This window comes from Xanthomonas sacchari, assembly GCF_024266585.1.
GTDB lineage: Bacteria > Pseudomonadota > Gammaproteobacteria > Xanthomonadales > Xanthomonadaceae > Xanthomonas_A > Xanthomonas_A sacchari_C.
This window is the reverse complement of record NZ_CP100647.1, coordinates 4,048,739-4,072,042: the sequence shown is the minus strand read 5'-3', so window position 1 is coordinate 4,072,042 and position 23,304 is coordinate 4,048,739. Positions and strand designations below refer to the sequence as shown.

Below are 23,304 nucleotides of genomic sequence, written 5' to 3'. Positions count from 1 at the left end.
AGTCGGGAGTAGGAAACCGCCCGGGCGCGTGCCGACAGGCCGCCGGCGTTTCCCACCCCGACTCCCCGCTTCCAACGATTCCCTATTCGCTATTCCCGATTCCCGGAGAAATCAAATGAAAGACCTGCTCAACCTCTTCAACCAGCAGCGCCAGACGCTGGACTTCGACGCGATCAAGATCGCGCTGGCCTCGCCGGACCTGATCCGTTCGTGGTCCTTCGGCGAAGTGAAGAAGCCGGAAACCATCAACTACCGTACCTTCAAGCCGGAGCGCGACGGCCTGTTCTGCGCCGCCATCTTCGGCCCGATCAAGGACTACGAGTGCCTGTGCGGCAAGTACAAGCGCATGAAGCACCGCGGCGTGGTCTGCGAGAAGTGCGGCACCGAAGTGACCCTGGCCAAGGTGCGTCGCGAGCGCATGGGCCACATCGACCTGGCCTCGCCGGTCGCGCACATCTGGTTCCTGAAGTCGCTGCCGTCGCGCATCGGCCTGATGCTGGACATGACCCTGCGCGACATCGAGCGCGTGCTGTACTTCGAAGCCTACGTGGTGACCGAGCCGGGCCTGACCGCCCTGGAGCGCCGCCAGCTGCTGACCGAAGAGCAGTACCTGACCGCGCGCCAGGAGCACGGTGACGACTTCGACGCCGCCATGGGCGCCGAGGCGGTGTACGAGCTGCTGCGCACCATCGACCTGCAGTCGGAAATGACCCGCCTGCGCGAAGAGATCGCCGGCACCGGGTCGGAAACCAAGCTCAAGCGCCTGACCAAGCGCATCAAGCTGATCGAGGCCTTCATCGAGTCCGGCAACCGTCCGGAGTGGATGGTGATGACCGTGCTGCCGGTGCTGCCGCCGGATCTGCGTCCGCTGGTGCCGCTGGACGGCGGCCGCTTCGCGACCTCCGACCTGAACGACCTGTACCGCCGCGTCATCAACCGCAACAACCGCCTGCGCCGCCTGCTCGAGCTGAACGCGCCGGACATCATCGTGCGCAACGAAAAGCGCATGCTGCAGGAATCGGTCGACGCGCTGCTGGACAACGGCCGCCGCGGCCGCGCCATCACCGGCACCAACAAGCGCCCGCTGAAGTCGCTGGCCGACATGATCAAGGGCAAGCAGGGCCGGTTCCGCCAGAACCTGCTCGGCAAGCGCGTGGACTACTCCGGCCGTTCGGTGATCGTGGTCGGCCCGACCCTGCGCCTGCACGAGTGCGGCCTGCCGAAGAAGATGGCGCTGGAGCTGTTCAAGCCGTTCGTGTTCGCCAAGCTGCAGCGTCGCGGCCTGGCCACCACCATCAAGGCCGCCAAGAAGCTGGTCGAGCGCGAAGAAGCCGAGGTCTGGGACATCCTGGAAGAGGTGATCCGCGAGCACCCGGTGCTGCTGAACCGTGCGCCGACCCTGCACCGCCTGGGCATCCAGGCGTTCGAGCCGGTGCTGATCGAAGGCAAGGCGATCCAGCTGCACCCGCTGGTCTGCACCGCGTTCAACGCCGACTTCGACGGTGACCAGATGGCCGTGCACGTGCCGCTGTCGCTGGAAGCGCAGCTGGAAGCGCGCGCGCTGATGATGTCCACCAACAACATCCTGTCGCCGGCCAACGGCGAGCCGATCATCGTGCCGTCGCAGGACGTGGTGCTGGGCCTGTACTACATGAGCCGCGCCCTGGAGAACAAGAAGGGCGAGGGCATGGTGTTCGCCAACATCGCCGAAGTGAAGCGCGCCTACGACAACCGTGCGGTCGAACTGCACGCCAAGGTCAAGGTCCGCATCACCGAGACGGTGATCGACGAAGAGGGCAACCGCAGCAAGAAGACCTCGATCGTGGACACCACGATCGGGCGCGCGCTGCTGGCCGAGATCCTGCCGGAAGGCCTGCCGTTCGCGCTGGCCAACACCGAGCTGACCAAGAAGAACATCAGCCGCCTGATCAACTCCAGCTACCGCCAGCTGGGCCTGAAGGACAGCGTGGTGTTCGCCGACAAGCTGATGTACACCGGCTTCGCCTACGCCACCCGCGCCGGCGTGTCGATCGGCATCGACGACATGCTGATCCCGTCGGAGAAGAAGGGCATCCTCGGCGAGGCCGAGCAGGAAGTGCTGGAGATCCAGGAGCAGTACCAGTCCGGCCTGGTCACCGCCGGCGAGCGCTACAACAAGGTCGTGGACATCTGGTCGCGCACCAACGAGCGCATCGCCAAGGCGATGATGGACACCATCGGTACCGAGAAGGTGGTCAACGCCAAGGGCGAGACCATCGACCAGAAGTCGATGAACTCGCTGTACATCATGGCCGACTCCGGCGCGCGTGGTTCGCAGGCGCAGATCCGTCAGCTGGCCGGCATGCGCGGCCTGATGGCCCGCCCGGACGGCTCGATCATCGAGACGCCGATCAAGGCGAACTTCCGCGAAGGCCTGAACGTGCAGGAGTACTTCAACTCCACCCACGGTGCCCGTAAGGGTCTGGCCGATACCGCGCTGAAGACCGCCAACTCCGGTTACCTGACCCGTCGCCTGGTCGACGTGGCGCAGGACGTGGTGATCACCGAGCCCGATTGCGGCACCACCGACGGCCTGACCATGACCCCGATCGTGGAAGGCGGCGACGTGGTCGAGCCGCTGCGCGACCGCGTGCTCGGCCGCGTGGTGGCCGAGGACGTGTTCCTGCCGGGCAACGACGAGGATCCGATCGTCACCCGCAACACCCTGCTCGACGAGCAGTGGGTGGCCAAGCTGGAAGAGGCCGGCGTGCAGTCGGTCAAGGTCCGCTCGACCATCACCTGCGAATCGGCGTTCGGCGTGTGCGCGCGCTGCTACGGCCGCGACCTGGCCCGTGGCCACCTGGTCAACATCGGCGAAGCGGTCGGCGTCATCGCCGCGCAGTCGATCGGCGAGCCGGGTACCCAGCTGACCATGCGTACCTTCCACATCGGCGGCGCGGCCTCGCGTGCGGCGGCGGTGGACAACATCACGGTCAAGACCACCGGTTCGATCAAGTTCAACAACCTCAAGTCGGTCGAGCACGCCAACGGCTCGCTGGTGGCGGTGTCGCGCTCGGGCGAACTGTCGGTGCTCGACGGCCACGGCCGCGAGCGCGAGCGCTACAAGCTGCCGTACGGCGCCACCATCACCGCCAAGGACGGTGATGCGGTCAAGGCCGGCCAGTCGGTGGCGAACTGGGATCCGCACAACCACCCGATCGTGTCGGAAGTGGCCGGTTTCATCCGCTTCATCGACTTCATCGACGGCGTCACCGTCATCGAGAAGACCGACGAACTGACCGGCCTGGCCTCGCGCGAGATCACCGATCCGAAGCGTCGCGGCACCCAGGCCAAGGACCTGCGCCCGATCGTGCGCATCGTCGACGCCAAGGGCAACGACCTGACCATCCCGGGCACCGATCTGCCGGCGCAGTACCTGCTGCCGCCGCGTTCGATCGTCAACCTGCAGGACGGCGCACCGGTCGGCGTGGGCGACGTGGTCGCCAAGATCCCGCAGGAAGCGTCCAAGACCCGCGACATCACCGGCGGTCTGCCGCGCGTGGCCGACCTGTTCGAGGCGCGCAAGCCGAAGGATCCGGCGATCCTGGCCGAGCGTTCGGGCATCATCAGCTTCGGCAAGGACACCAAGGGCAAGCAGCGCCTGATCATCAAGGACACCGACGGGTCGGAGCACGAAGAGCTGATCCCGAAGTACCGCCAGATCATCGTGTTCGAAGGCGAGCACGTGGCCAAGGGCGAAACCGTGGTGGACGGCGAGCCGAGCCCGCAGGACATCCTGCGCCTGCTGGGCGTCGAGCCGCTGGCCGCGTACCTGGTCAAGGAAATCCAGGACGTGTACCGCCTGCAGGGCGTGAAGATCAACGACAAGCACATCGAGGTCATCACCCGGCAGATGCTGCGCAAGGTCGAGATCATCGACCAGGGCAACAGCAAGTTCCTCAACGGCGAGCAGGCCGAGCGCCAGCGCGTCATCGAGGAGAACGCCCGCCTGGTCGCGCGCAACGAGCTGCCGGCCAAGTACGAGCCGGTGCTGCTGGGCATCACCAAGGCCTCGCTGGCCACCGAGTCGTTCATCTCGGCGGCGTCGTTCCAGGAGACCACCCGCGTCCTCACCGAGGCGGCGGTCCGCGGCACCAGCGACACGCTGCGTGGCCTGAAGGAAAACGTGATCGTGGGTCGCCTGATCCCGGCCGGTACCGGCCTGGCGTACCACAACACGCGCCGCCGCAATGCCAGCGGCCTGACCGAGTCGGAGATGCAGACCCTGTCCGGCGGCAGCGCCGAGCCGGCGGTCGAGACCTCCGCAGCGGCGGCTGCCGGCAGCGAAGAGTAAGCAGTACGCCGGACCGGTCCCGCCCGCGGGGCCGGTCTACCAAGCGAAAGGGGGTGCAGCGGAAGCGCCCCGTATTCCGGCCCCGGATGGGCCAGCAAGTAAAAATTCCGTTGTGTTGACGGCGCTTTGACTTGCCCGCTATACTTTCCTGTCCCGGCAGGCCGTCCTTCGGCCTGCCTTCGTTTTCACGCATCCAGGCCCGACGGCCTCAATCAGAAGAATCCACTGATGGCGACGATCAACCAGCTGGTCCGCAAGCCGCGGCAGGCGACCACCTACAAGAGCGCCTCTCCGGCGCTGGACAAGTGCCCGCAGCGCCGTGGCGTCTGCACGCGCGTGTACACCACCACCCCGAAGAAGCCGAACTCGGCCCTGCGCAAGGTCGCCAAGGTGCGCCTGACGAACCAGGAAGAGGTCATCAGCTACATCGGCGGCGAAGGCCACAACCTGCAGGAGCACTCCGTGGTCCTGATCCGCGGCGGCCGCGTCAAGGACCTGCCGGGCGTGCGCTACCACACCGTGCGCGGTTCGCTCGACGCCGCCGGCGTTGCCAAGCGTCGCCAGGGTCGTTCCAAGTACGGCGCCAAGCGCCCGAAGAGCTAAGGGAAAGTACACATGTCTCGTAAAGGTAATACGCCGCAGCGCGCCGTTCTCCCGGATCCCAAGCACGGGAGCGAAACCATCGCCCGCTTCATCAACATGGTGATGCTGAGCGGCAAGAAGTCGGTCGCCGAAAAGATCGTCTACGGCGCGATGGACGTCATCGGCGAGAAGAACCCCAACGCCATCGAGCTGGTGCAGAAGGCGCTGGACAACGTCGCTCCGGCGGTCGAAGTCAAGTCGCGCCGCGTCGGCGGTGCCACCTACCAGGTGCCGGTCGAGGTGCGTTCCTCCCGTCGCATGGCGCTGGCGATGCGCTGGCTGATCGACTCGGCGCGCAAGCGCGGCGAGAACTCGATGCCGCGCAAGCTCGCGGCCGAGCTGGTCGATGCCTCGGAAAACCGTGGCGGCGCCATCAAGAAGCGCGAAGAGACTCACCGCATGGCGGAAGCGAACAAGGCGTTCGCGCACTACCGCTGGTGACCTTCCGGGCCTTGGAAACGGGGCCCGCTGGCACCATCTGAGTGCCGCTAGCCGCGCCGTTGCGCGCGGCACAAATCCGAAGGCCGCCGCAAGGCGGCGTTCGGCCATCCGAAATCCAAGAAATTTGAGAGGCTCCCTGTGGCCCGTACCACTCCCATCGAGCGTTACCGCAACTTCGGCATCATGGCCCACATCGATGCCGGCAAGACCACCACCTCCGAACGCATCCTGTTCTACACCGGCGTCAGCCACAAGATCGGCGAGGTGCATGACGGTGCCGCGACGATGGACTGGATGGAGCAGGAGCAGGAGCGTGGCATCACGATCACCTCCGCGGCCACTACCGCGTTCTGGACCGGTATGGACAAGTCCATGCCGCAGCACCGCTTCAACATCATCGACACCCCCGGGCACGTGGACTTCACCATCGAAGTCGAGCGCTCGCTGCGCGTGCTCGACGGCGCGGTGTTCGTGCTGTGCGCGGTCGGCGGCGTGCAGCCGCAGTCCGAGACCGTGTGGCGTCAGGCCAACAAGTACGCGGTGCCGCGTCTGGCGTTCGTCAACAAGATGGACCGTACCGGCGCCAACTTCGACAAGGTCGTCGAGCAGCTGAAGGCTCGCCTGGGCGCCTACCCGGTGCCGATGCAGGTGCCGATCGGCGCCGAAGACGGCTTCGAGGGCGTGGTCGACCTGGTCAAGATGAAGGCGATCCACTGGGATACCGCTTCGCAGGGCACCGTGTTCGAATACCGCGACATCCCCGCGCACCTGGTCGACAAGGCCACCGAGGCGCGCGCGTTCATGGTCGAGGCCGCGGCCGAAGCCAATGAAGACCTGATGGACAAGTACCTCAACGAGGGCGACCTGTCCGAGGCCGAGATCCTGGGCGGTCTGCGCGAGCGTACCCTGAAGGTGGAAGTGGTGCCGGTGTACTGCGGTACCGCGTTCAAGAACAAGGGCGTGCAGGCCATGCTCGACGGCGTGATCCAGCTGCTGCCGTCGCCCAGCGACCGTCCGCCGGTCAAGGGCATCGACGAGGACGAGAAGGAAGACAGCCGTCCGGCCACCGACACCGCGCCGTTCTCGGCGCTGGCGTTCAAGATCATGACCGACCCGTTCGTCGGCTCGCTGACCTTCTTCCGCGTCTACTCGGGCACGCTGAACTCCGGCGACCAGGTGTACAACCCGGTCAAGTCGAAGAAGGAGCGCGTGGGCCGCATCCTGCAGATGCACTCCAACAACCGCGAAGAGATCAAGGAAGTGCGCGCGGGCGACATCGCCGCGGCGGTGGGCCTGAAGGACGTCACCACCGGCGACACGCTGTGCGCGCAGGACCACATCATCACCCTGGAGCGCATGGTGTTCCCGGAGCCGGTGATCTCGATGGCGGTCGAGCCGAAGACCAAGTCGGACCAGGAAAAGATGGGCATCGCGCTGAGCCGTCTGGCGCAGGAAGATCCCTCGTTCCGCGTCAACACCGACGAAGAGTCCGGCCAGACCATCATCCGCGGCATGGGCGAGCTGCACCTGGAAATCATCGTCGACCGCATGAAGCGCGAGTTCAACGTGGAGGCCAACGTCGGCAAGCCGCAGGTGGCCTACCGCGAGACCATCCGCAAGGCGGTCAAGCAGGAAGGCAAGTTCGTGCGCCAGTCGGGCGGTAAGGGCCAGTACGGCCACGTCGTGCTCGAGATCGAGCCGCAGGAACGCGGCCAGGGCTACACCTTCGAGAACGCGATCGTCGGCGGCGTGGTGCCGAAGGAATACATTCCGGCGGTGGACAAGGGCATCCAGGAAGCGGTGGCCAACGGCGTGATGGCCGGCTACCCGATCGTGGACGTCAAGGTGCGCCTGATCGACGGTTCGTACCACGACGTCGACTCGTCGGAAATGGCGTTCAAGATCGCCGGCTCGATGGGCTTCAAGGAAGGCTTCAACAAGGCCAACCCGGTGCTGCTGGAGCCGATCATGAAGGTCGAGATCGTCACCCCGGAGGACTACCTGGGCGACGTGATGGGCGACGTGAGCCGCCGTCGCGGCATCCTGCAGGGCCAGGACGACAGCCCGTCGGGCAAGGTGATCAACGCGATGGTGCCGCTGGGCGAAATGTTCGGCTACGCCACCACGCTGCGCTCGATGTCGCAGGGTCGCGCCACGTTCTCGATGGAGTTCGACCACTACGCCGAAGCGCCGGCCAACATCGCCGACTCGGTCATCAAGAAGAACTGAGATTAGAGCGGCGAGATGCGTGCCGCGGACCAGGTCCGCGCCGCATCCCGCTCGCTCGTCCCCCAATACGAATCACGAGGTAGAGAAGACATGGCAAAGGGTAAGTTCGAGCGCACCAAGCCGCACGTCAACGTCGGCACCATCGGTCACGTCGACCACGGCAAGACCACGCTGACCGCGGCGCTGACCAAGATCGGCGCAGAGCGCTTCGGCGGCGAGTTCAAGGCGTATGACGCGATCGACGCGGCGCCGGAAGAGAAGGCGCGCGGCATCACGATCTCGACCGCCCACGTGGAATACGAATCCCCGACGCGCCACTACGCGCACGTGGATTGCCCGGGTCACGCGGACTACGTGAAGAACATGATCACCGGTGCGGCGCAGATGGACGGCGCGATCCTGGTGTGCTCGGCCGCCGACGGCCCGATGCCGCAGACCCGCGAGCACATCCTGCTGTCGCGTCAGGTCGGCGTGCCGCACATCGTGGTGTTCCTGAACAAGGCCGACATGGTCGACGACGCCGAGCTGCTCGAGCTGGTCGAGATGGAAGTGCGCGAGCTGCTGAGCAAGTACGACTTCCCGGGCGACGACACCCCGATCATCCACGGTTCGGCCCGTCTGGCGCTGGAAGGCGACCAGAGCGAGATCGGCGTGCCGGCGATCCTGAAGCTGGTGGACGCGCTGGACTCGTTCATCCCGGAGCCGCAGCGCGACGTGGACAAGCCGTTCCTGATGCCGGTGGAAGACGTGTTCTCGATCTCGGGCCGCGGCACCGTGGTGACCGGCCGTATCGAGCGCGGCGTGATCAAGGTGGGCGACGAAATCGAAATCGTCGGCATCCGTGCGACGCAGAAGACCACCGTGACCGGCGTGGAAATGTTCCGCAAGCTGCTGGACCAGGGTCAGGCGGGCGACAACGCGGGCCTGCTGCTGCGCGGCACCAAGCGTGACGACGTGGAGCGCGGCCAGGTGCTGTGCAAGCCGGGTTCGATCAAGCCGCACACCGACTTCGAAGCCGAAGTGTACGTGCTGTCGAAGGACGAGGGCGGCCGTCACACCCCGTTCTTCAAGGGCTACCGTCCGCAGTTCTACTTCCGCACCACCGACATCACCGGTGCGGTGCAGCTGCCGGAAGGCGTGGAAATGGTGATGCCGGGCGACAACGTCAAGATGGTGGTGACGCTGATCAACCCGGTGGCGATGGACGAAGGCCTGCGTTTCGCGATCCGCGAGGGCGGCCGTACCGTCGGCGCCGGCGTGGTGGCCAAGATCATCAAGTAATGCCCTCCGGCGGCCGTGGCCGCCGGGTGGATCTGCCAGCGACCGCGGTCGCCGGCAGCACGAAGGGTCGGCGCAAGCCGGCCCTTCGTCGTTTGCGGGGATGCCAACGGCCCTGCGATTTGTTGCCGTGCCGTGTTGCGCAGGCGTGAAGTCGTCGCTATAATGCGCGGCTCGGCGTTCCTGGGTAGGGCGCCGGCAAGACAGCGAAAAGAGAGGCAGGACGCCGCTCGTGTTCGCAGGACCGGGAAGGTCGCGTCGCATGGAGCACTCAACAACCCCGGGTTGTTGACGTTGCTCTAGCTGCGCATTATACTTTTCCGTCTGGGCAGGCCGGGTCGACTGGTCTGCCCCAGTTTTTGGGGCGGAGGAATGCCCCCGCCGAGCCGGATGCTTGGCGGTACGACTTCAGGAAACAACCGGGGCAGGTATCCCAGAGGCCTTGCCCGTCGCTCTTTTAACGAAGGAACCCACCGTCATGGCGGACCAAAAGATCCGGATTCGGCTGAAGGCGTTCGATCATCGTTTGATCGACCGTTCGGCCAGCGAGATCGTCGAGACGGCCAAGCGGACCGGCGCGCAAGTGCGTGGCCCGATCCCGCTGCCGACCAAGATCGAACGCTACACCATCCTCGTTTCCCCGCACGTCGACAAGGACGCGCGTGACCAGTACGAGACCCGCACGCACAAGCGCGTGCTCGACATCGTCGACCCCAACGACAAGACCGTGGACGCGCTGATGAAGCTCGAACTCGCGGCTGGCGTCGATGTCCAGATCAAGTTGACCTGAGGACTACGACCATGACGAAGAAGTATTCGTTGGGCTTCGTGGGCCGCAAGGCCGGCATGAGCCGCGTCTTCACCGAAGACGGCCGCTCCATCCCGGTGACCCTGATCGAAGCGACCCCGAACCGCATCACCCAGCTCAAGACCGTCGAAGCCGACGGCTACAGCGCCGTGCAGATCACCGTGGGCGCCCGTCGCGCCGCGCTGGTCAACAAGCCGGCTGCCGGCCACTTCGCCAAGGCGAAGGTGGAAGCGGGTCGCGGCCTGTGGGAGTTCCGCGTCGAGGACGCGCAGCTGGGCGAGTTCGCCGTCGGCGGCGAAATCAAGGCGGACATCTTCGCCGTCGGCCAGAAGGTCGATGTCCAGGGCGTCACCAAGGGTAAGGGCTTCCAAGGCACCATCAAGCGGCACAACTTCCGCATGGGCGACGCCACCCACGGTAACTCGCTGTCGCATCGCGCGCCGGGTTCGCTGGGCCAGCGCCAGACCCCGGGCCGCGTTTTCCCGGGCAAGAAGATGTCCGGCCACATGGGCGCGGTGCAGCAGAGCACGCAGAATCTGGAAGTGGTCAAGGTCGACGTCGAGCGTGGCCTGATCGCCATCCGCGGCGCTGTGCCTGGCGCTGCCGGTGGCGACGTGATCGTGCGTCCGGCTAGCAAGGCATAAGGAGAGATGACGATGGAACTCGTTATCACGGGTAGCAACAACAAGGTCTCGGTCTCCGACGCCGTGTTCGGCCGCGATTTCAGCGAGGATCTGGTCCACCAGGTCGTCGTCGCCTATCGCAACGCCGGCCGCGCCGGCACCAAGGCGCAGAAGACGCGTTCGGAAGTCAACGGCACCACCAAGAAGTCGAAGAAGCAGAAGGGCGGTGGCGCTCGCCACGGCGCGCTGACCGCTCCGATTTTCGTCGGCGGTGGCGTGACCTTCGCGGCCAAGCCGCGTAGCTTCGAGCAGAAGGTCAACCGCAAGATGTACCGCGCGGCCATCTGCGCGATTCTCTCGGAACTGAACCGCCAGGGCCGCCTGATGGTCGTCGACGCGTTCGACGTCGAGGCCAGCAAGACCAAGGGCCTGGTCGAGAAGCTGAAGGGTCTGGAAGTGGGCAAGCGCCCGCTGATCGTGACCGAAGAAGCCTCCGAGCATCTGTACCTGTCGGCCCGCAACCTTCCCTATGTGGAAGTGCGTGACGTGCAGGGCCTGGATCCGGTGTCGCTGGTCGGGGCCGACACGGTCGTGATCACCGCCGATGCGGTCAAGAAGGTCGAGGAGTGGCTGGCATGAGCAGCAACGAAAAAATCTTCAGCGTGCTGCGCGCTCCGCGTGTCTCGGAAAAGACCGCGCGCCTGCAGGAACTCTCCAATCAGTACGTCTTCGAGATTTCGAACGAAGCCACCAAGGCCGATGTCAAGGCCGCGGTCGAGCAGCTGTTCGACGTCAAGGTCGAGTCGGTCAACGTGTTGAACGTCAAGGGCAAGAACAAGTCCTTCCGTTCGCGCAGCGGTCGTCGCGGCGATTGGCGCAAGGCGTACGTGCGTCTGGCCGAAGGCCAGTCCATCGACGTAACGGCCAAGGCCTGAGGTACATCCCATGCCATTGATGAAATTCAAGCCCACCTCCGCAGGCCGTCGTTCGGCCGTGCGCGTGGTCACGCCCGATCTGCACAAGGGCGCCCCGCACGCTGCACTGGTGGAAAAGCAGAGCAAGTCCGGTGGTCGTAACCACCACGGCCGCATCACCACCCGCCACGTCGGCGGTGGCCACAAGCAGCACTACCGCGTCATCGACTTCAAGCGCAACAAGGAAGGTATCCCGGCGCGCGTGGAGCGGATCGAATACGATCCCAACCGCACCGCCCATATCGCCCTGCTGTGCTACGCCGACGGCGAGCGCCGCTACATCATCGCGCCGAAGGGTCTGAAGGCCGGCGACCAGGTGATCGCGGGTTCGGATGCGCCGATCAAGACCGGCAACACCCTGCCGCTGCGCAACATCCCGGTCGGTACCACCGTCCACGGGATCGAGCTGAAGCCGGGCAAGGGCGCGCAGATCGCGCGTGCCGCCGGCGCCGCGGTGCAGCTGGTCGCGCGTGAAGGCATCTACGCCACCCTGCGTCTGCGCTCCGGCGAAATGCGCAAGGTGCCGTCCGAGTGCCGCGCCACCATCGGCGAAGTCGGCAACGACGAGCACAACCTCGAGAAGCTGGGCAAGGCGGGCGCCAAGCGCTGGCGCGGCGTGCGTCCGACCGTTCGCGGTGCGGCCATGAACCCGGTGGACCACCCGCACGGTGGTGGTGAGGCGAAGGCCGGTCAGGGTAATCCGCATCCGGTCACCCCGTGGGGTGTCCCGACCAAGGGTTACAAGACGCGCCATAACAAGCGCACCGAACAATTCATCGTCCGCGATCGTAGGGGCTAATCGACCATGGCACGTTCACTCAAGAAGGGCCCGTTCGTCGATCACCACCTCGTCAAGAAGGTGGAGGCCGCGGCCGGTAGCAAGCGTCCGATCAAGACCTGGTCGCGTCGCTCGATGATCCTGCCGGAGATGGTGGGTTTCACCATCGCCGTGCATAACGGCAAGAACCACGTTCCGGTGCTGGTCAACGAGAACATGGTCGGCCACAAGCTCGGCGAATTTGCCGTCACCCGGACCTTCAAGGGTCACGGTGGCGACAAGAAGTCGGGCCGGTAAGGAGAGATGACGATGGAAGCGAAAGCAATCCTGCGCACCGCGCGCATCTCCCCGCAGAAGGCCCGCCTGGTCGCTGACCAGGTCCGCGGTCTTTCCGCCGAGCGGGCGGTCAACCTGCTGAAGTTCTCGGACAAGAAGGCTGCCCACCTGATCAAGAAGGTGGTGGAGTCGGCGATCGCCAATGCCGAGAACAATCAAGGCGCGGATGTCGACGAGCTGAAGGTCAAGACCATCATGGTTGATGAAGGTCCGACCCTGAAGCGTTTCATGGCGCGGGCGAAAGGCCGCGGTACCCGCATCCTCAAGCGCACCAGCCACATCACTGTGGTTGTGGGCGCCGCCAAGTAAGCGGAAAGGAAAAGACGATGGGTCATAAAGTTCATCCGATCGGAATCCGCCTGGGTATCGCCAAGGACTGGAATTCCAAGTGGTACGCCAACAAGGCCGAGTTCGCCGGTTACCTGGCGGCCGACCTCAAGGTCCGCGAAATGCTGCGCAAGAAGCTGGCGCAGGCGGGCATCAGCAAGATCCTGATCGAGCGTCCGGCCAAGACCGCGCGCGTGACGATCCACACCGCCCGCCCGGGCGTGGTGATCGGCAAGCGTGGCGAGGACATCGAGAAGCTGCGCAAGGAAGTGAGCGAGATGATGGGCGTCCCCGCCCACATCAACGTCACCGAAGTGCGCAAGCCGGAGCTGGATGCGCAGCTGGTCGCCGAGTCGATCGCGCAGCAGCTGGAGCGTCGCATCATGTTCCGCCGCGCGATGAAGCGCTCGGTCGGCAACGCGATGCGCCTGGGTGCCCTGGGCATCAAGGTCAACGTCGCCGGCCGTCTGAACGGTGCGGAAATCGCCCGTTCCGAGTGGTACCGCGAGGGCCGCGTGCCGCTGCACACGCTGCGTGCCGACATCGACTATGGCTTCGCCGAAGCCAAGACGACCTACGGCATCATCGGCATCAAGGTCTGGATCTACAAGGGCGAGATCTTCGATTTCTCCCAGGTTGGCCAGGAAAAGCAGGACGATTCCCCGCGCAACGATCGTAACGATCGCGGCGACCGTGGCGACCGTCCGTCGCGTCCGGCCCGTGAAGCGAGGTAACGGCAATGTTGCAACCCAAGCGAACCAAATACCGCAAGATGCACAAGGGTCGTAACGACGGCCTGGCGTGGAGCGGAAACGCCGTCAGCTTCGGCGAGTACGGGCTGAAGGCCACGGCGCACGGTCAGCTGACCGCGCGCCAGATCGAGGCGGCGCGCCGCTCGATCAGCCGCTACGTCAAGCGCGGCGGCAAGATGTGGATCCGCGTGTTCCCGGACAAGCCGATCACCAAGAAGCCGATCGAAGTGCGAATGGGCTCCGGTAAGGGTAACGTCGAGTACTGGGTCGCCCAGATCCAGCCCGGTCGCATGATCTATGAAATCGAAGGCGTCGGCGAAGATGTCGCGCGCGAGGCGTTCCGCCTGGCCGCTGCCAAGCTTTCGGTGACCACCACCTTCGTGACCCGGACGGTACGCTGATGGACATCAAACAACTCCGCGAGAAGTCGGCCGACGATCTGAAGGCCCACCTGACCGATCTGCGCAAGGAGCAGTTCGCCCTGCGCATGCAGCAGGTCACCGGGCAGCTGCCGAAGACTCACGAAACCCGCCGGGTGCGCCGCGAGATCGCTCGCGTCAAGCACCTGCTCGGCAGCACGAAGTAAGGATGGCCGCGATGAGCGACAATAACGAAAGCAAGACGCTGCGCACGGTCGAAGGCCGTGTGGTCAGCAACAAGATGGACAAGACCGTCACCGTGCTGGTGGAGCGTCAGGTCAAGCATGCGCTGTACGGCAAGTACATCAAGCGCTCGACCAAGCTCCACGCCCACGACGCCGACAACGCCTGCAACGAAGGCGATGTCGTGCGCGTGACCGAGATTGCGCCGATGTCCAAGACCAAGAACTGGCGGGTGGTGGAAATCGTCACCCGCGCGGCCGAATAAGGGAGATCTGAATCATGATCCAGATGCAGAGCTACCTCGACGTCGCCGACAATTCCGGTGCCAAGGAAGTGATGTGCATCAAGGTGCTCGGCGGCTCCAAGCGCCGCTACGCGCACATTGGCGACATCATCAAGGTCACCGTCAAGGACGCGATCCCGCGCGGCAAGGTCAAGAAGGGCGAAGTCTACGACGCCGTCGTGGTGCGCACCCGCAAGGGTGTGCGTCGTCCGGACGGTTCGTTGATCCGCTTCGACGGCAACGCCGCGGTGTTGCTCAACAACAAGCAGGAGCCGATCGGTACGCGCATCTTCGGGCCTGTCACCCGCGAGCTGCGTTCCGAGAAGTTCATGAAGATCGTCTCGCTCGCTCCCGAAGTGCTGTGAGCGGAGGACATACACATGGCTAACCGTATCAAGAAGGGCGACCAGGTCGTCGTCACTACCGGCAAGGACAAGGGCAAGCAGGGCGAAGTCGTCCGCGTCGACGGCGACCGCGTGGTCGTCTCCAACGCGAACATCGTCAAGCGCCACACCAAGCCGAACCCGCAGGCGGGCGTCGCCGGCGGCGTGGTCGAGCGCGAAGCGTCGATCCATATTTCCAACGTTGCGATCCTCAACCCGGCGACGGGCAAGGGCGACCGCGTTGGCTTCAAGGTGCTGGAGGATGGACGCAAACTGCGTGTGTTCCGCTCCAGCGGTGAGGCGCTCGACGCCTGAGGAATGACACAATGACTTCCCGTCTCGAAAAGATCTACAAGGAAGAAGTGGTACCGGCTCTGATGAAGAAGTTCGGTTACACCAATCCGATGGAAGTGCCGAAGCTGGTCAAGGTCACGCTGAACATGGGCGTGGGCGAGGCCGCGACGAACAAGAAGATCCTGGAAAACGCCGTCGCCGACATGGCCAAGGTCTCCGGCCAGAAGCCGGTGGTGACCAAGTCGCGCATCTCGGTGGCCTCGTTCAAGATCCGCGATGGCTGGCCGATCGGCTGCAAGACCACGCTGCGTCGCGCCAAGATGTACGAGTTCCTGGATCGCCTGATCAACATCTCGCTGCCGCGCGTGCGCGACTTCCGCGGTGTCTCGGGGCGTTCGTTCGACGGCCGCGGCAACTTCAACATGGGCGTGAAGGAGCAGATCATCTTCCCGGAAATCGACTTCGACGCCGTCGACGCGATCCGCGGTATGGATATCGCCATCACCACCACCGCCAAGACCGACGCCGAAGCCAAGGCGCTGCTCGAAGCGTTCAAGTTCCCGTTCCGTAACTGATTGACGCCGGGATTCGGGACTCGGGATTCGGGATGGAAGGGCGTCACGCCCGCCACCCCGGATCCGCAGATCTCCAATCCCCAATCTCGAATCCCGAGGATTTACAGATGGCAAAGACCTCCATGGTCAACCGCGACATCAAGCGCAAGAAGCTGGCGAAGAAGTTCGCCGACAAGCGTGATGCGCTGAAGAAGATCATCGCCTCCGGCACCGCCTCGTACGACGAGAAGGCCGAGGCCGTGACCAAGCTGCAGAAGCTGCCGCGCGATTCGTCGCCGAGCCGCCAGCGCACCCGTTGCGAACTGTCCGGCCGCCCGCGTGGCGTGTACAGCAAGTTCGGCCTGGGCCGCAACATGCTGCGCAAGGCGACCATGAACGGCGACGTGCCGGGCCTGCGCAAGGCCAGCTGGTAATTCCAGCGGCGCCGGTCCCGTCCGCGGGGCCGGGGCAGGGCGGTCCCGCCGCCCGCGTGTCGTTCAGACAACGAGTCCGACGCAAGTCGGACTTTTTGTCGTATACTCCCGCTCCTTGCCTCGCGGCAGGGACGGGTATGCAGCCGTCGCGGGTTCCTCCGGCGGTTGCGCTTCACCCCCAGCGTCATTCCACAGCTCCACCACACAAGATTTTCGCGAAAGCGGATATCGGTGCACTCAAAGGTAGACACCATGAGCATGACTGATCCCATCGCCGACCTGCTGGTCCGCATCAAGAATGCGGCCGCGGTTGGCAAGCCGACGGTGAAGATGCCGTCCTCCAAGATCAAGGTTGCGATCGCGGAAGTGCTGAAGGCCGAAGGCTACATCAGCGATCTGCGCGTCAACGCGATCGAGAACAACAAGTCCGAACTGGAAATCGTGCTGAAGTATTTCGAGGGCCGTCCGGTCATCGATACGCTCAAGCGCGTTTCGCGTTCGGGTCTGCGCCAGTATCGCGGCAAGACCGAGCTGCCGAAGGTTCTCGGCGGTCTGGGCGTTGCCATCATTTCCACGTCCAAGGGCATCATGACCGATGCGCAGGCCCGTCAGGCCGGCGTCGGTGGCGAAGTCCTGTGCTTCGTGGCCTAAGGGAAGGAGTACTTACATGTCCCGCGTAGCCAAGAAGCCGATCTCCCTCCCGAAGGGCGTCGAACTCACCGTCCAGGCCGACCAGGTCAGTGTCAAGGGCCCGAAGGGCACCCTGTCGCTGCCGAAGCCCGCCGGCGTCGAAATCAAGCAGGAAAATGGCGTCGCCACGCTGTCGGCGAACGATCCGTCGCACATCGCCATCACCGGCACCGTCCGCGCCATCCTGGCGAACATGGTGCAGGGCGTGTCCGCGGGCTTCGAGCGCAAGCTCGAGCTGGTGGGCGTCGGCTACCGTGCCACGATGCAGGGCAAGGACCTGAGCCTGGCGCTCGGTTTCTCGCACCCGATCGTGTTCAGCGCGCCGGAAGGCATCACCCTGGCCGCTCCGACCCAGACCGAGATCCTGGTGCAGGGCGCCGACAAGCAGCGCGTCGGCGAAGTTGCCGCCAAGATCCGCGGTTTCCGTCCGCCGGAGCCCTACAAGGGCAAGGGTGTGAAGTACGCCGGTGAAGCCATCATTCGCAAGGAAGCCAAGAAGGCCTAAGCCAGGTCCTTCCGCCAGGAGTCCGGCCGCGAGGCCGGGTTCCCCACGAACGCCTCGCTTCCTTCAGCTTCCGTAGGACACAGACATGACCATCAACAAGAACATCGCCCGCCTGCGTCGCGCCAAGTCGACCCGCGCCCACATCCGCGAGCTCGGCGTCGCCCGCCTTTCGGTGCTGCGCACCGGCCAGCACCTGTACGCGCAGGTCTTCACCGCCGACGGCTCCAAGGTCCTCGCCGCGGCGAACACCCTGCAGGCCGACGTCAAGGAAGGCCTGAAGAACGGCAAGAACAGCGACGCCGCCGCCAAGGTCGGCAAGCTGATCGCCGAGCGCGCCAAGGCCGCGGGCGTCGAGAAGGTCGCCTTCGACCGCTCGGGCTACCGCTACCACGGCCGCATCAAGGCGCTGGCCGACGCCGCGCGCGAAGGCGGCCTGCAGTTCTGATCCTTGCGGGTGCGGCGATGCCGCGCCCGTCCCGCCGATGCGGGGTGCATCGGACCTTGGCGCGCCTTCTGCGCGCGTCCGGGGAACACGGCTCCAGACCACAACCACAAGCGGCAACGAAGCCGTAAATCTTTTCCTCTATCAAGGACATCACAATGGCTGAAGAACAGCGTGCACCGCGGGGTCGTGATCGCGACCGCAACCGCGAAGAGAAAGTCGACGACGGCATGATCGAGAAGCTGGTCGCGGTCAACCGCGTCAGCAAGACGGTCAAGGGCGGTCGCCAGTTCACCTTCACCGCGCTGACCGTGGTCGGCGACGGCAACGGCAAGATCGGTTTCGGTTACGGCAAGGCGCGCGAAGTGCCGGTCGCGATCCAGAAGTCGATGGAGTACGCGCGCAAGGGCATGCTCAACATCGACCTGAACAACGGCACCCTGTGGCACCCGGTGAAGTCCGGCCACGGCGCGGCGCGCGTGTTCATGATGCCGGCCTCGGAAGGTACCGGCGTGATCGCCGGCGGCGCGATGCGCGCCGTGCTGGAAGCGGTCGGCGTGAAGAACGTGCTGGCCAAGGCCGTCGGTTCGCGCAACCCGATCAACCTGGTGCGCGCGACCCTGCGCGGCCTGGAAGACATGCAGTCGCCGGCCCGCATCGCGGCCAAGCGCGGCAAGAAGGTGGAGGATCTGACCCATGGCTAATGAATCCACCAAGACGGTGAAGGTGCGCCTGGTGCGCGGCCTGCGTGGTACCCAGTCGCGTCACCGCCTGTCGGTGCGTGCCCTGGGCCTGAACAAGCTCAACGATGTGCGCGAACTGAAGGACAGCCCGCAAGTGCGCGGCCTGATCAACAAGGTTCAGTACCTCGTCCAGGTTGAGGAGTAATCGACCATGACTTTGCATCTGAATGATCTGAAGCCCGCGCCGGGCGCGCGCACCGAGCGCACTCGCGTCGGTCGCGGCATCGGTTCCGGCCTGGGCAAGACCGCCGGCCGCGGCCACAAGGGTTCGTTCGCGCGCAAGGGCGGCGGCAAGATCAAGGCCGGCTTCGAAGGCGGCCAGACCCCCATGCAGCGCCGTCTGCCGAAGATCGGCTTCCGTTCGAAGATGGCCAAGGACACCGCCGAGGTGCTGTCCTACCAGCTCGACAACCTGCCGGCCGGCGAGATCGATTTCGCCGCGCTGCGCGCCGCGAAGCTGGTCCCGAGCACCGCGAAGAAGGCCAAGGTGGTGCTGAAGGGCGAACTGACCAAGGCGTTCGTGCTGAAGGGCGTCGCCGCGACCGCCGGTGCCAAGGCGGCAATCGAAGCTGCCGGCGGCAGCGTGCAGGAGTAACACGCAGATGGCGCAGGCTGGCATGGGTAACCTCGGCGGCGGGCTCGGCAAGTTCACGGAACTTCGCCAGCGCCTGTTGTTCGTTCTCGGCGCATTGATCGTCTACCGCATCGGCTGCTACGTGCCGGTGCCGGGCGTCAATCCCGAAGCCATGCTTGCGCTGATGCAGGCGCAGGGCGGCGGCATCGTGGACATGTTCAACATGTTCTCGGGCGGCGCCCTGCACCGTTTCAGCATCTTCGCGCTGAACGTGATGCCGTACATTTCGGCATCGATCGTGATCCAGCTGGCCACGCACATCTTTCCGTCGCTGAAGGCGATGCAGAAGGAAGGCGAATCGGGCCGGCGCAAGATCACCCAGTATTCGCGCATCGGCGCGGTGCTGCTGGCGGTGGTGCAGGGCGGCAGCATCGCCCTGGCGCTGCAGAACCAGACCGCACCGGGCGGTGCGCCGGTGGTGTACGCCCCCGGCATGGGCTTCGTGCTCACCGCGGTGATCGCGCTGACCGCCGGCACCATCTTCCTGATGTGGGTCGGCGAGCAGGTGACCGAGCGCGGCATCGGCAACGGCGTCTCGCTGATCATCTTCGCCGGCATCGTCGCCGGCCTGCCGGCGGCGGCGATCCAGACCGTGGAGTCCTACCGCGACGGCAACATGAGCTTCATCTCGCTGCTGCTGATTGTGCTGACCATCCTCGCCTTCACCCTGTTCGTGGTGTTCGTCGAGCGCGGGCAGCGGCGGATCACGGTGAACTACGCGCGCCGCCAGGGCGGCCGCAACGCGTACATGAACCAGACCTCGTTCCTGCCGCTGAAGCTCAACATGGCCGGCGTGATCCCGCCGATCTTCGCCTCGAGCATCCTCGCCTTCCCGGCGACGCTGTCGATGTGGTCGGGCCAGGCCGCCTCCAACAGCACCTTCGGCAGCGTGCTGCAGCGCATCGCCAATGCGCTGGGCCCGGGCGAGCCGGTGCACATGATCGTGTTCGCCGCGCTGATCATCGGTTTCGCGTTCTTCTATACCGCGCTGGTGTTCAACTCGCAGGAAACCGCGGACAACCTGAAGAAATCCGGCGCGCTGATCCCCGGCATCCGCCCGGGCAAGGCCACCGCCGACTATGTCGACGGCGTGCTGACCCGCCTGACCGCGGCCGGCTCGGTGTACCTGGTGATCGTCTGCCTGCTGCCGGAAGTGATGCGCGTCCAGCTCGGCACCACCTTCCATTTCGGCGGCACCTCGCTGCTGATCGCGGTCGTGGTGGTGATGGACTTCATCGCGCAGATCCAGGCGCACCTGATGTCGCACCAGTACGAAAGCCTGTTGAAGAAGGCCAACCTCAAGGGCGGCTCGCGCGGCGGCGGTTTTGCCCGCGGTTGATTGCTATACTGTTTGAATCCCTCCGCGAAGACGCCCCGGCTCCCGGGCGCAGTCTTCCGACTTGAAGGGCGGCCCGTGCAGCGGTCTCGTGCGCGGGTGAGACGTGGTGGTCCTGCGCTGGAGTAGCGCGGGCGACAGGGCGGAGGTTTCTTCCTGTCAACGACGTCCGGCGCCGGAGCATGGGCACACTCCCCATGCCGGGCTTGCGGAACCGTGAGGTTTCGTGGGCTTCCATGTAACCCGAGACCTTGCTAGACTTACAAGTTCACTTTTTGATCCATCCTGCCGGATGGCGCCGTGGTGCGCCGTCGGGCCATCACTCAGTTGGAGAACCGCGTCATGGCGCGTATTGCAGGCGTCAACCTGCCAGCCCAGAAGCACGTCTGGGTCGGGTTGCAAAGCATCTACGGCATCGGCCGTACCCGTTCGAAGAAGGTCTGCGAAGCCGCAGGCGTGACCTCGACCACCAAGATCCGCGACCTGTCCGAGCCGGAAATCGAGCGCCTGCGTCTCGAAGTCGGCAAGTACATCGTCGAAGGCGACCTGCGTCGCGAAATCGGCATCGCCATCAAGCGACTGATGGACCTGGGCTGCTACCGCGGCCTGCGCCACCGTCGTGGCCTGCCCCTGCGCGGTCAGCGCACCCGTACCAACGCCCGCACCCGCAAGGGTCCGCGCAAGGCGATCAAGAAGTAAGGGACCGACATGGCTAAGCCCGCAGCAGCAAAGACCAAGAAAAAGATCAAGCGCGTCGTCACCGACGGCGTCGCCCACGTCCACGCTTCGTTCAACAACACCATCGTGACCATCACCGACCGTCAGGGCAATGCGTTGTCCTGGGCGACCTCCGGTGGCGCCGGTTTCCGCGGTTCGCGCAAGTCCACGCCGTTCGCGGCGCAGGTGGCCGCCGAGAAGGCCGGGCGCGCTGCGCTCGACTACGGCGTGAAGTCGCTGGAAGTGCGCATCAAGGGCCCGGGTCCGGGTCGCGAGTCCGCCGTCCGTTCGTTGAACAACGTCGGATACAAGATCACCAACATCATCGACGTGACGCCGATCCCGCACAACGGGTGCCGTCCGCCGAAGAAGCGTCGCGTCTAAAGGAGCGATAAGAAATGGCTCGTTATATCGGTCCTACCTGTAAGCTCGCGCGCCGCGAAGGCGCCGATCTTTCCCTCAAGAGCCCGGCGCGTGCGCTGGACTCCAAGTGCAAGCTGGAGCAGAAGCCCGGCCAGCACGGCGCGACCGCCCGCAAGGGCAAGCTGTCCGACTACGCCACCCAGCTGCGCGAAAAGCAGAAGGTCAAGCGTATCTACGGCCTGCTGGAGCGTCAGTTCCGCAACTACTACAAGAAGGCCTCGACCAAGAAGGGCAACACCGGCGAGAACCTGCTGCAGCTGCTGGAAACCCGCCTGGACAACGTCGTCTACCGCATGGGCTTCGCCGTCACCCGTCCGGCCGCTCGCCAGCTGGTGTCGCACCGTGGCGTGCTGGTCAACGGCAAGTCGGTGAACCTGGCCTCGTACCAGGTCAAGGCCGGCGACGCGATCGCCCTGTCGGAAAAGGCGCAGAAGCAGCTTCGCGTGCAGGAAGCGCTGAGCGTTGCCGAAACGCACGACCTGAACCCGTCCTGGGTCGAGGTCGATTCGAAGAAGTTCAGCGGCATCTTCAAGGCCGTGCCGGATCGTGCGGACCTGCCTGCCGACATCAACGAAGCGCTGATCGTCGAGTTGTATTCGAAGTAATCACATTGGAGAGCCTCCGGTCACGGAGGCTCGTCAGGAGAACCCGCAACATGACGGTTACCGCCAACCAGGTTCTGCGCCCGCGTGGGCCGCAGATCGAACGCCTTACCGACAACCGCGCCAAGGTCGTGATCGAGCCCTTGGAGCGCGGGTATGGGCATACGCTGGGCAATGCCCTGCGTCGCGTGCTGCTGTCCTCGATTCCCGGCTTCGCGATCACCGAAGTCGAGATCGACGGCGTGCTGCACGAGTACACCACGGTCGAAGGGCTGCAGGAGGACGTGCTGGAAGTCCTGCTGAACCTCAAGGACGTGGCCATCCGCATGCATACCGGTGACAGCGCCACGCTGTCGCTGTCCAAGCAGGGTCCGGGCACGGTCACTGCCGCCGACATCAAGACCGACCACAACGTCGAGATCCTCAACAACGACCACGTGATCTGCCACCTGACCAAGGACACGGCGATCAACATGCGTCTGAAGATCGAGCGTGGCTTCGGCTACCAGCCGGCCGCCGCGCGTCGCCGTCCGGACGAAGAGACCCGTACCATCGGTCGCCTGGTCCTGGACGCCTCGTTCTCGCCGGTGCGCCGCGTCGCCTACGCGGTCGAGTCGGCCCGCGTCGAACAGCGTACCGACCTGGATAAGCTGGTCCTGGACATCGAAACCAACGGCACGATCGATGCCGAGGAAGCCGTGCGCACCGCCGCCGATATCCTCAGCGACCAGCTGTCGGTGTTCGGCGACTTCACCCATCGCGACCGTGGCGCGGCCAAGCCGGCCAGCAACGGCGTGGATCCGGTGCTGCTGCGTCCGATCGACGACCTGGAACTGACCGTGCGTTCGGCCAACTGCCTGAAGGCCGAGAGCATCTACTACATCGGCGATCTGATCCAGAAGACCGAAGTGGAGCTGCTCAAGACCCCGAACCTGGGCAAGAAGTCGCTCACCGAGATCAAGGAAGTGCTGGCCCAGCGTGGCCTGTCGCTCGGCATGAAGCTGGAGAACTGGCCGCCGGCCGGCGTCGCCCAGCACGGCATGCTCGGCTGAGTCTTGCGTATCCGGCCGGTGCCGCAAGGTGCCGGCCGCGCGTTGTTCGCTTCATCCGCACCATCACGTCGACGGGTCGCCAAGCCCGC

The 23,304-nt window shown here is 65.0% G+C and carries 31 protein-coding genes; all 31 read left to right on the top strand.

Annotation, left to right across the window (positions count from 1 at the left end):
• The first annotated feature begins 115 nt into the window (after positions 1–115).
• On the top strand, positions 116–4,333 hold the full coding sequence (rpoC, locus tag NKJ47_RS17065) for a DNA-directed RNA polymerase subunit beta' (RefSeq protein ID WP_254458959.1): 4,218 nt from the start codon (positions 116–118) through the stop codon (positions 4,331–4,333).
• 228 nt (positions 4,334–4,561) lie between these two features.
• The gene (rpsL, locus tag NKJ47_RS17060) at positions 4,562–4,936 is read left to right on the top strand and encodes a 30S ribosomal protein S12 (protein WP_003469157.1); all 375 of its coding nucleotides are present in this window, start codon (positions 4,562–4,564) and stop codon (positions 4,934–4,936) included.
• Positions 4,937–4,948: 12 nt separating this feature from the next.
• Complete coding sequence (gene rpsG, locus NKJ47_RS17055; RefSeq protein ID WP_010341334.1) at positions 4,949–5,416, top strand: 30S ribosomal protein S7; 468 nt, start codon at positions 4,949–4,951, stop codon at positions 5,414–5,416.
• Positions 5,417–5,554: 138 nt separating this feature from the next.
• Complete coding sequence (gene fusA / locus NKJ47_RS17050) at positions 5,555–7,645, top strand: elongation factor G (protein ID WP_017914774.1); 2,091 nt, start codon at positions 5,555–5,557, stop codon at positions 7,643–7,645.
• A 90-nt stretch (positions 7,646–7,735) separates the two neighbouring features.
• The gene (gene tuf, locus NKJ47_RS17045; RefSeq protein WP_242081676.1) at positions 7,736–8,926 is read left to right on the top strand and encodes an elongation factor Tu; all 1,191 of its coding nucleotides are present in this window, start codon (positions 7,736–7,738) and stop codon (positions 8,924–8,926) included.
• 475 nt (positions 8,927–9,401) lie between these two features.
• A complete protein-coding gene (gene rpsJ / locus NKJ47_RS17040) occupies positions 9,402–9,713 on the top strand; it encodes a 30S ribosomal protein S10 (RefSeq protein WP_010341589.1) in 312 nt (103 codons plus the stop codon).
• An 11-nt stretch (positions 9,714–9,724) separates the two neighbouring features.
• On the top strand, positions 9,725–10,375 hold the full coding sequence (gene rplC, locus NKJ47_RS17035) for a 50S ribosomal protein L3 (protein WP_019796625.1): 651 nt from the start codon (positions 9,725–9,727) through the stop codon (positions 10,373–10,375).
• Between the two features lie 12 nt (positions 10,376–10,387).
• Complete coding sequence (gene rplD, locus NKJ47_RS17030) at positions 10,388–10,993, top strand: 50S ribosomal protein L4 (RefSeq protein WP_010341591.1); 606 nt, start codon at positions 10,388–10,390, stop codon at positions 10,991–10,993.
• Complete coding sequence (gene rplW, locus NKJ47_RS17025) at positions 10,990–11,289, top strand: 50S ribosomal protein L23 (protein ID WP_010341592.1); 300 nt, start codon at positions 10,990–10,992, stop codon at positions 11,287–11,289. The genes rplD and rplW overlap by 4 nt, the downstream gene beginning before the upstream one ends.
• 10 nt (positions 11,290–11,299) lie before the next feature.
• On the top strand, positions 11,300–12,127 hold the full coding sequence (gene rplB / locus NKJ47_RS17020; RefSeq protein WP_010341593.1) for a 50S ribosomal protein L2: 828 nt from the start codon (positions 11,300–11,302) through the stop codon (positions 12,125–12,127).
• 6 nt (positions 12,128–12,133) lie between these two features.
• The gene (rpsS, locus tag NKJ47_RS17015) at positions 12,134–12,403 is read left to right on the top strand and encodes a 30S ribosomal protein S19 (protein ID WP_010341594.1); all 270 of its coding nucleotides are present in this window, start codon (positions 12,134–12,136) and stop codon (positions 12,401–12,403) included.
• 12 nt (positions 12,404–12,415) lie between these two features.
• Positions 12,416–12,751 (top strand): 50S ribosomal protein L22, encoded by a 336-nt coding sequence (gene rplV, locus NKJ47_RS17010; RefSeq protein WP_003470663.1) that lies wholly within the window; start codon positions 12,416–12,418, stop codon positions 12,749–12,751.
• Between the two features lie 17 nt (positions 12,752–12,768).
• Positions 12,769–13,503 (top strand): 30S ribosomal protein S3, encoded by a 735-nt coding sequence (gene rpsC, locus NKJ47_RS17005; RefSeq protein WP_010341595.1) that lies wholly within the window; start codon positions 12,769–12,771, stop codon positions 13,501–13,503.
• Positions 13,504–13,508: 5 nt separating this feature from the next.
• Complete coding sequence (rplP, locus tag NKJ47_RS17000; protein WP_003470657.1) at positions 13,509–13,922, top strand: 50S ribosomal protein L16; 414 nt, start codon at positions 13,509–13,511, stop codon at positions 13,920–13,922.
• Positions 13,922–14,107 carry a 50S ribosomal protein L29 gene (gene rpmC, locus NKJ47_RS16995; protein WP_010341597.1) on the top strand — a complete coding sequence of 62 codons (186 nt, stop codon included), beginning with the start codon at positions 13,922–13,924 and terminating at the stop codon, positions 14,105–14,107. Before rplP ends, rpmC begins: the two co-directional genes overlap by 1 nt.
• Positions 14,108–14,118: 11 nt before the next feature.
• The gene (rpsQ, locus tag NKJ47_RS16990) at positions 14,119–14,388 is read left to right on the top strand and encodes a 30S ribosomal protein S17 (protein WP_010341599.1); all 270 of its coding nucleotides are present in this window, start codon (positions 14,119–14,121) and stop codon (positions 14,386–14,388) included.
• A 14-nt stretch (positions 14,389–14,402) separates the two neighbouring features.
• The gene (gene rplN / locus NKJ47_RS16985; protein WP_003486699.1) at positions 14,403–14,771 is read left to right on the top strand and encodes a 50S ribosomal protein L14; all 369 of its coding nucleotides are present in this window, start codon (positions 14,403–14,405) and stop codon (positions 14,769–14,771) included.
• Between the two features lie 15 nt (positions 14,772–14,786).
• Positions 14,787–15,104, top strand: coding sequence for a 50S ribosomal protein L24 (gene rplX, locus NKJ47_RS16980; protein WP_010341604.1), 318 nt, complete (start codon positions 14,787–14,789; stop codon positions 15,102–15,104).
• 11 nt (positions 15,105–15,115) lie between these two features.
• A complete protein-coding gene (rplE, locus tag NKJ47_RS16975) occupies positions 15,116–15,658 on the top strand; it encodes a 50S ribosomal protein L5 (RefSeq protein ID WP_010341606.1) in 543 nt (180 codons plus the stop codon).
• Positions 15,659–15,765: 107 nt separating this feature from the next.
• Positions 15,766–16,071, top strand: coding sequence for a 30S ribosomal protein S14 (rpsN, locus tag NKJ47_RS16970; protein WP_160967013.1), 306 nt, complete (start codon positions 15,766–15,768; stop codon positions 16,069–16,071).
• A 252-nt stretch (positions 16,072–16,323) separates the two neighbouring features.
• Entirely contained in the window at positions 16,324–16,722 is a 399-nt protein-coding gene (rpsH, locus tag NKJ47_RS16965; RefSeq protein WP_010340446.1) for a 30S ribosomal protein S8, read from the top strand.
• 16 nt (positions 16,723–16,738) lie between these two features.
• Complete coding sequence (gene rplF, locus NKJ47_RS16960) at positions 16,739–17,266, top strand: 50S ribosomal protein L6 (RefSeq protein WP_017908703.1); 528 nt, start codon at positions 16,739–16,741, stop codon at positions 17,264–17,266.
• 85 nt (positions 17,267–17,351) lie between these two features.
• Positions 17,352–17,711 (top strand): 50S ribosomal protein L18, encoded by a 360-nt coding sequence (gene rplR / locus NKJ47_RS16955; RefSeq protein ID WP_254458958.1) that lies wholly within the window; start codon positions 17,352–17,354, stop codon positions 17,709–17,711.
• A 155-nt stretch (positions 17,712–17,866) separates the two neighbouring features.
• The gene (rpsE, locus tag NKJ47_RS16950) at positions 17,867–18,412 is read left to right on the top strand and encodes a 30S ribosomal protein S5 (RefSeq protein ID WP_010340449.1); all 546 of its coding nucleotides are present in this window, start codon (positions 17,867–17,869) and stop codon (positions 18,410–18,412) included.
• Positions 18,405–18,596 (top strand): 50S ribosomal protein L30, encoded by a 192-nt coding sequence (gene rpmD / locus NKJ47_RS16945; protein ID WP_010340450.1) that lies wholly within the window; start codon positions 18,405–18,407, stop codon positions 18,594–18,596. Before rpsE ends, rpmD begins: the two co-directional genes overlap by 8 nt.
• 6 nt (positions 18,597–18,602) lie before the next feature.
• The gene (gene rplO / locus NKJ47_RS16940; RefSeq protein ID WP_019796105.1) at positions 18,603–19,046 is read left to right on the top strand and encodes a 50S ribosomal protein L15; all 444 of its coding nucleotides are present in this window, start codon (positions 18,603–18,605) and stop codon (positions 19,044–19,046) included.
• Between the two features lie 7 nt (positions 19,047–19,053).
• Complete coding sequence (gene secY, locus NKJ47_RS16935; RefSeq protein WP_254458957.1) at positions 19,054–20,424, top strand: preprotein translocase subunit SecY; 1,371 nt, start codon at positions 19,054–19,056, stop codon at positions 20,422–20,424.
• Positions 20,425–20,763: 339 nt separating this feature from the next.
• Entirely contained in the window at positions 20,764–21,120 is a 357-nt protein-coding gene (rpsM, locus tag NKJ47_RS16930; protein ID WP_010340453.1) for a 30S ribosomal protein S13, read from the top strand.
• Between the two features lie 9 nt (positions 21,121–21,129).
• Positions 21,130–21,522 carry a 30S ribosomal protein S11 gene (gene rpsK / locus NKJ47_RS16925; RefSeq protein WP_003470632.1) on the top strand — a complete coding sequence of 131 codons (393 nt, stop codon included), beginning with the start codon at positions 21,130–21,132 and terminating at the stop codon, positions 21,520–21,522.
• A gap of 14 nt (positions 21,523–21,536) precedes the next feature.
• Positions 21,537–22,166: a 30S ribosomal protein S4 gene (rpsD, locus tag NKJ47_RS16920; protein ID WP_184502563.1), complete on the top strand. Its 630-nt coding sequence runs from the start codon at positions 21,537–21,539 to the stop codon at positions 22,164–22,166.
• A gap of 50 nt (positions 22,167–22,216) precedes the next feature.
• A complete protein-coding gene (locus tag NKJ47_RS16915; RefSeq protein ID WP_010340455.1) occupies positions 22,217–23,215 on the top strand; it encodes a DNA-directed RNA polymerase subunit alpha in 999 nt (332 codons plus the stop codon).
• Positions 23,216–23,304: the final 89 nt, after the last annotated feature.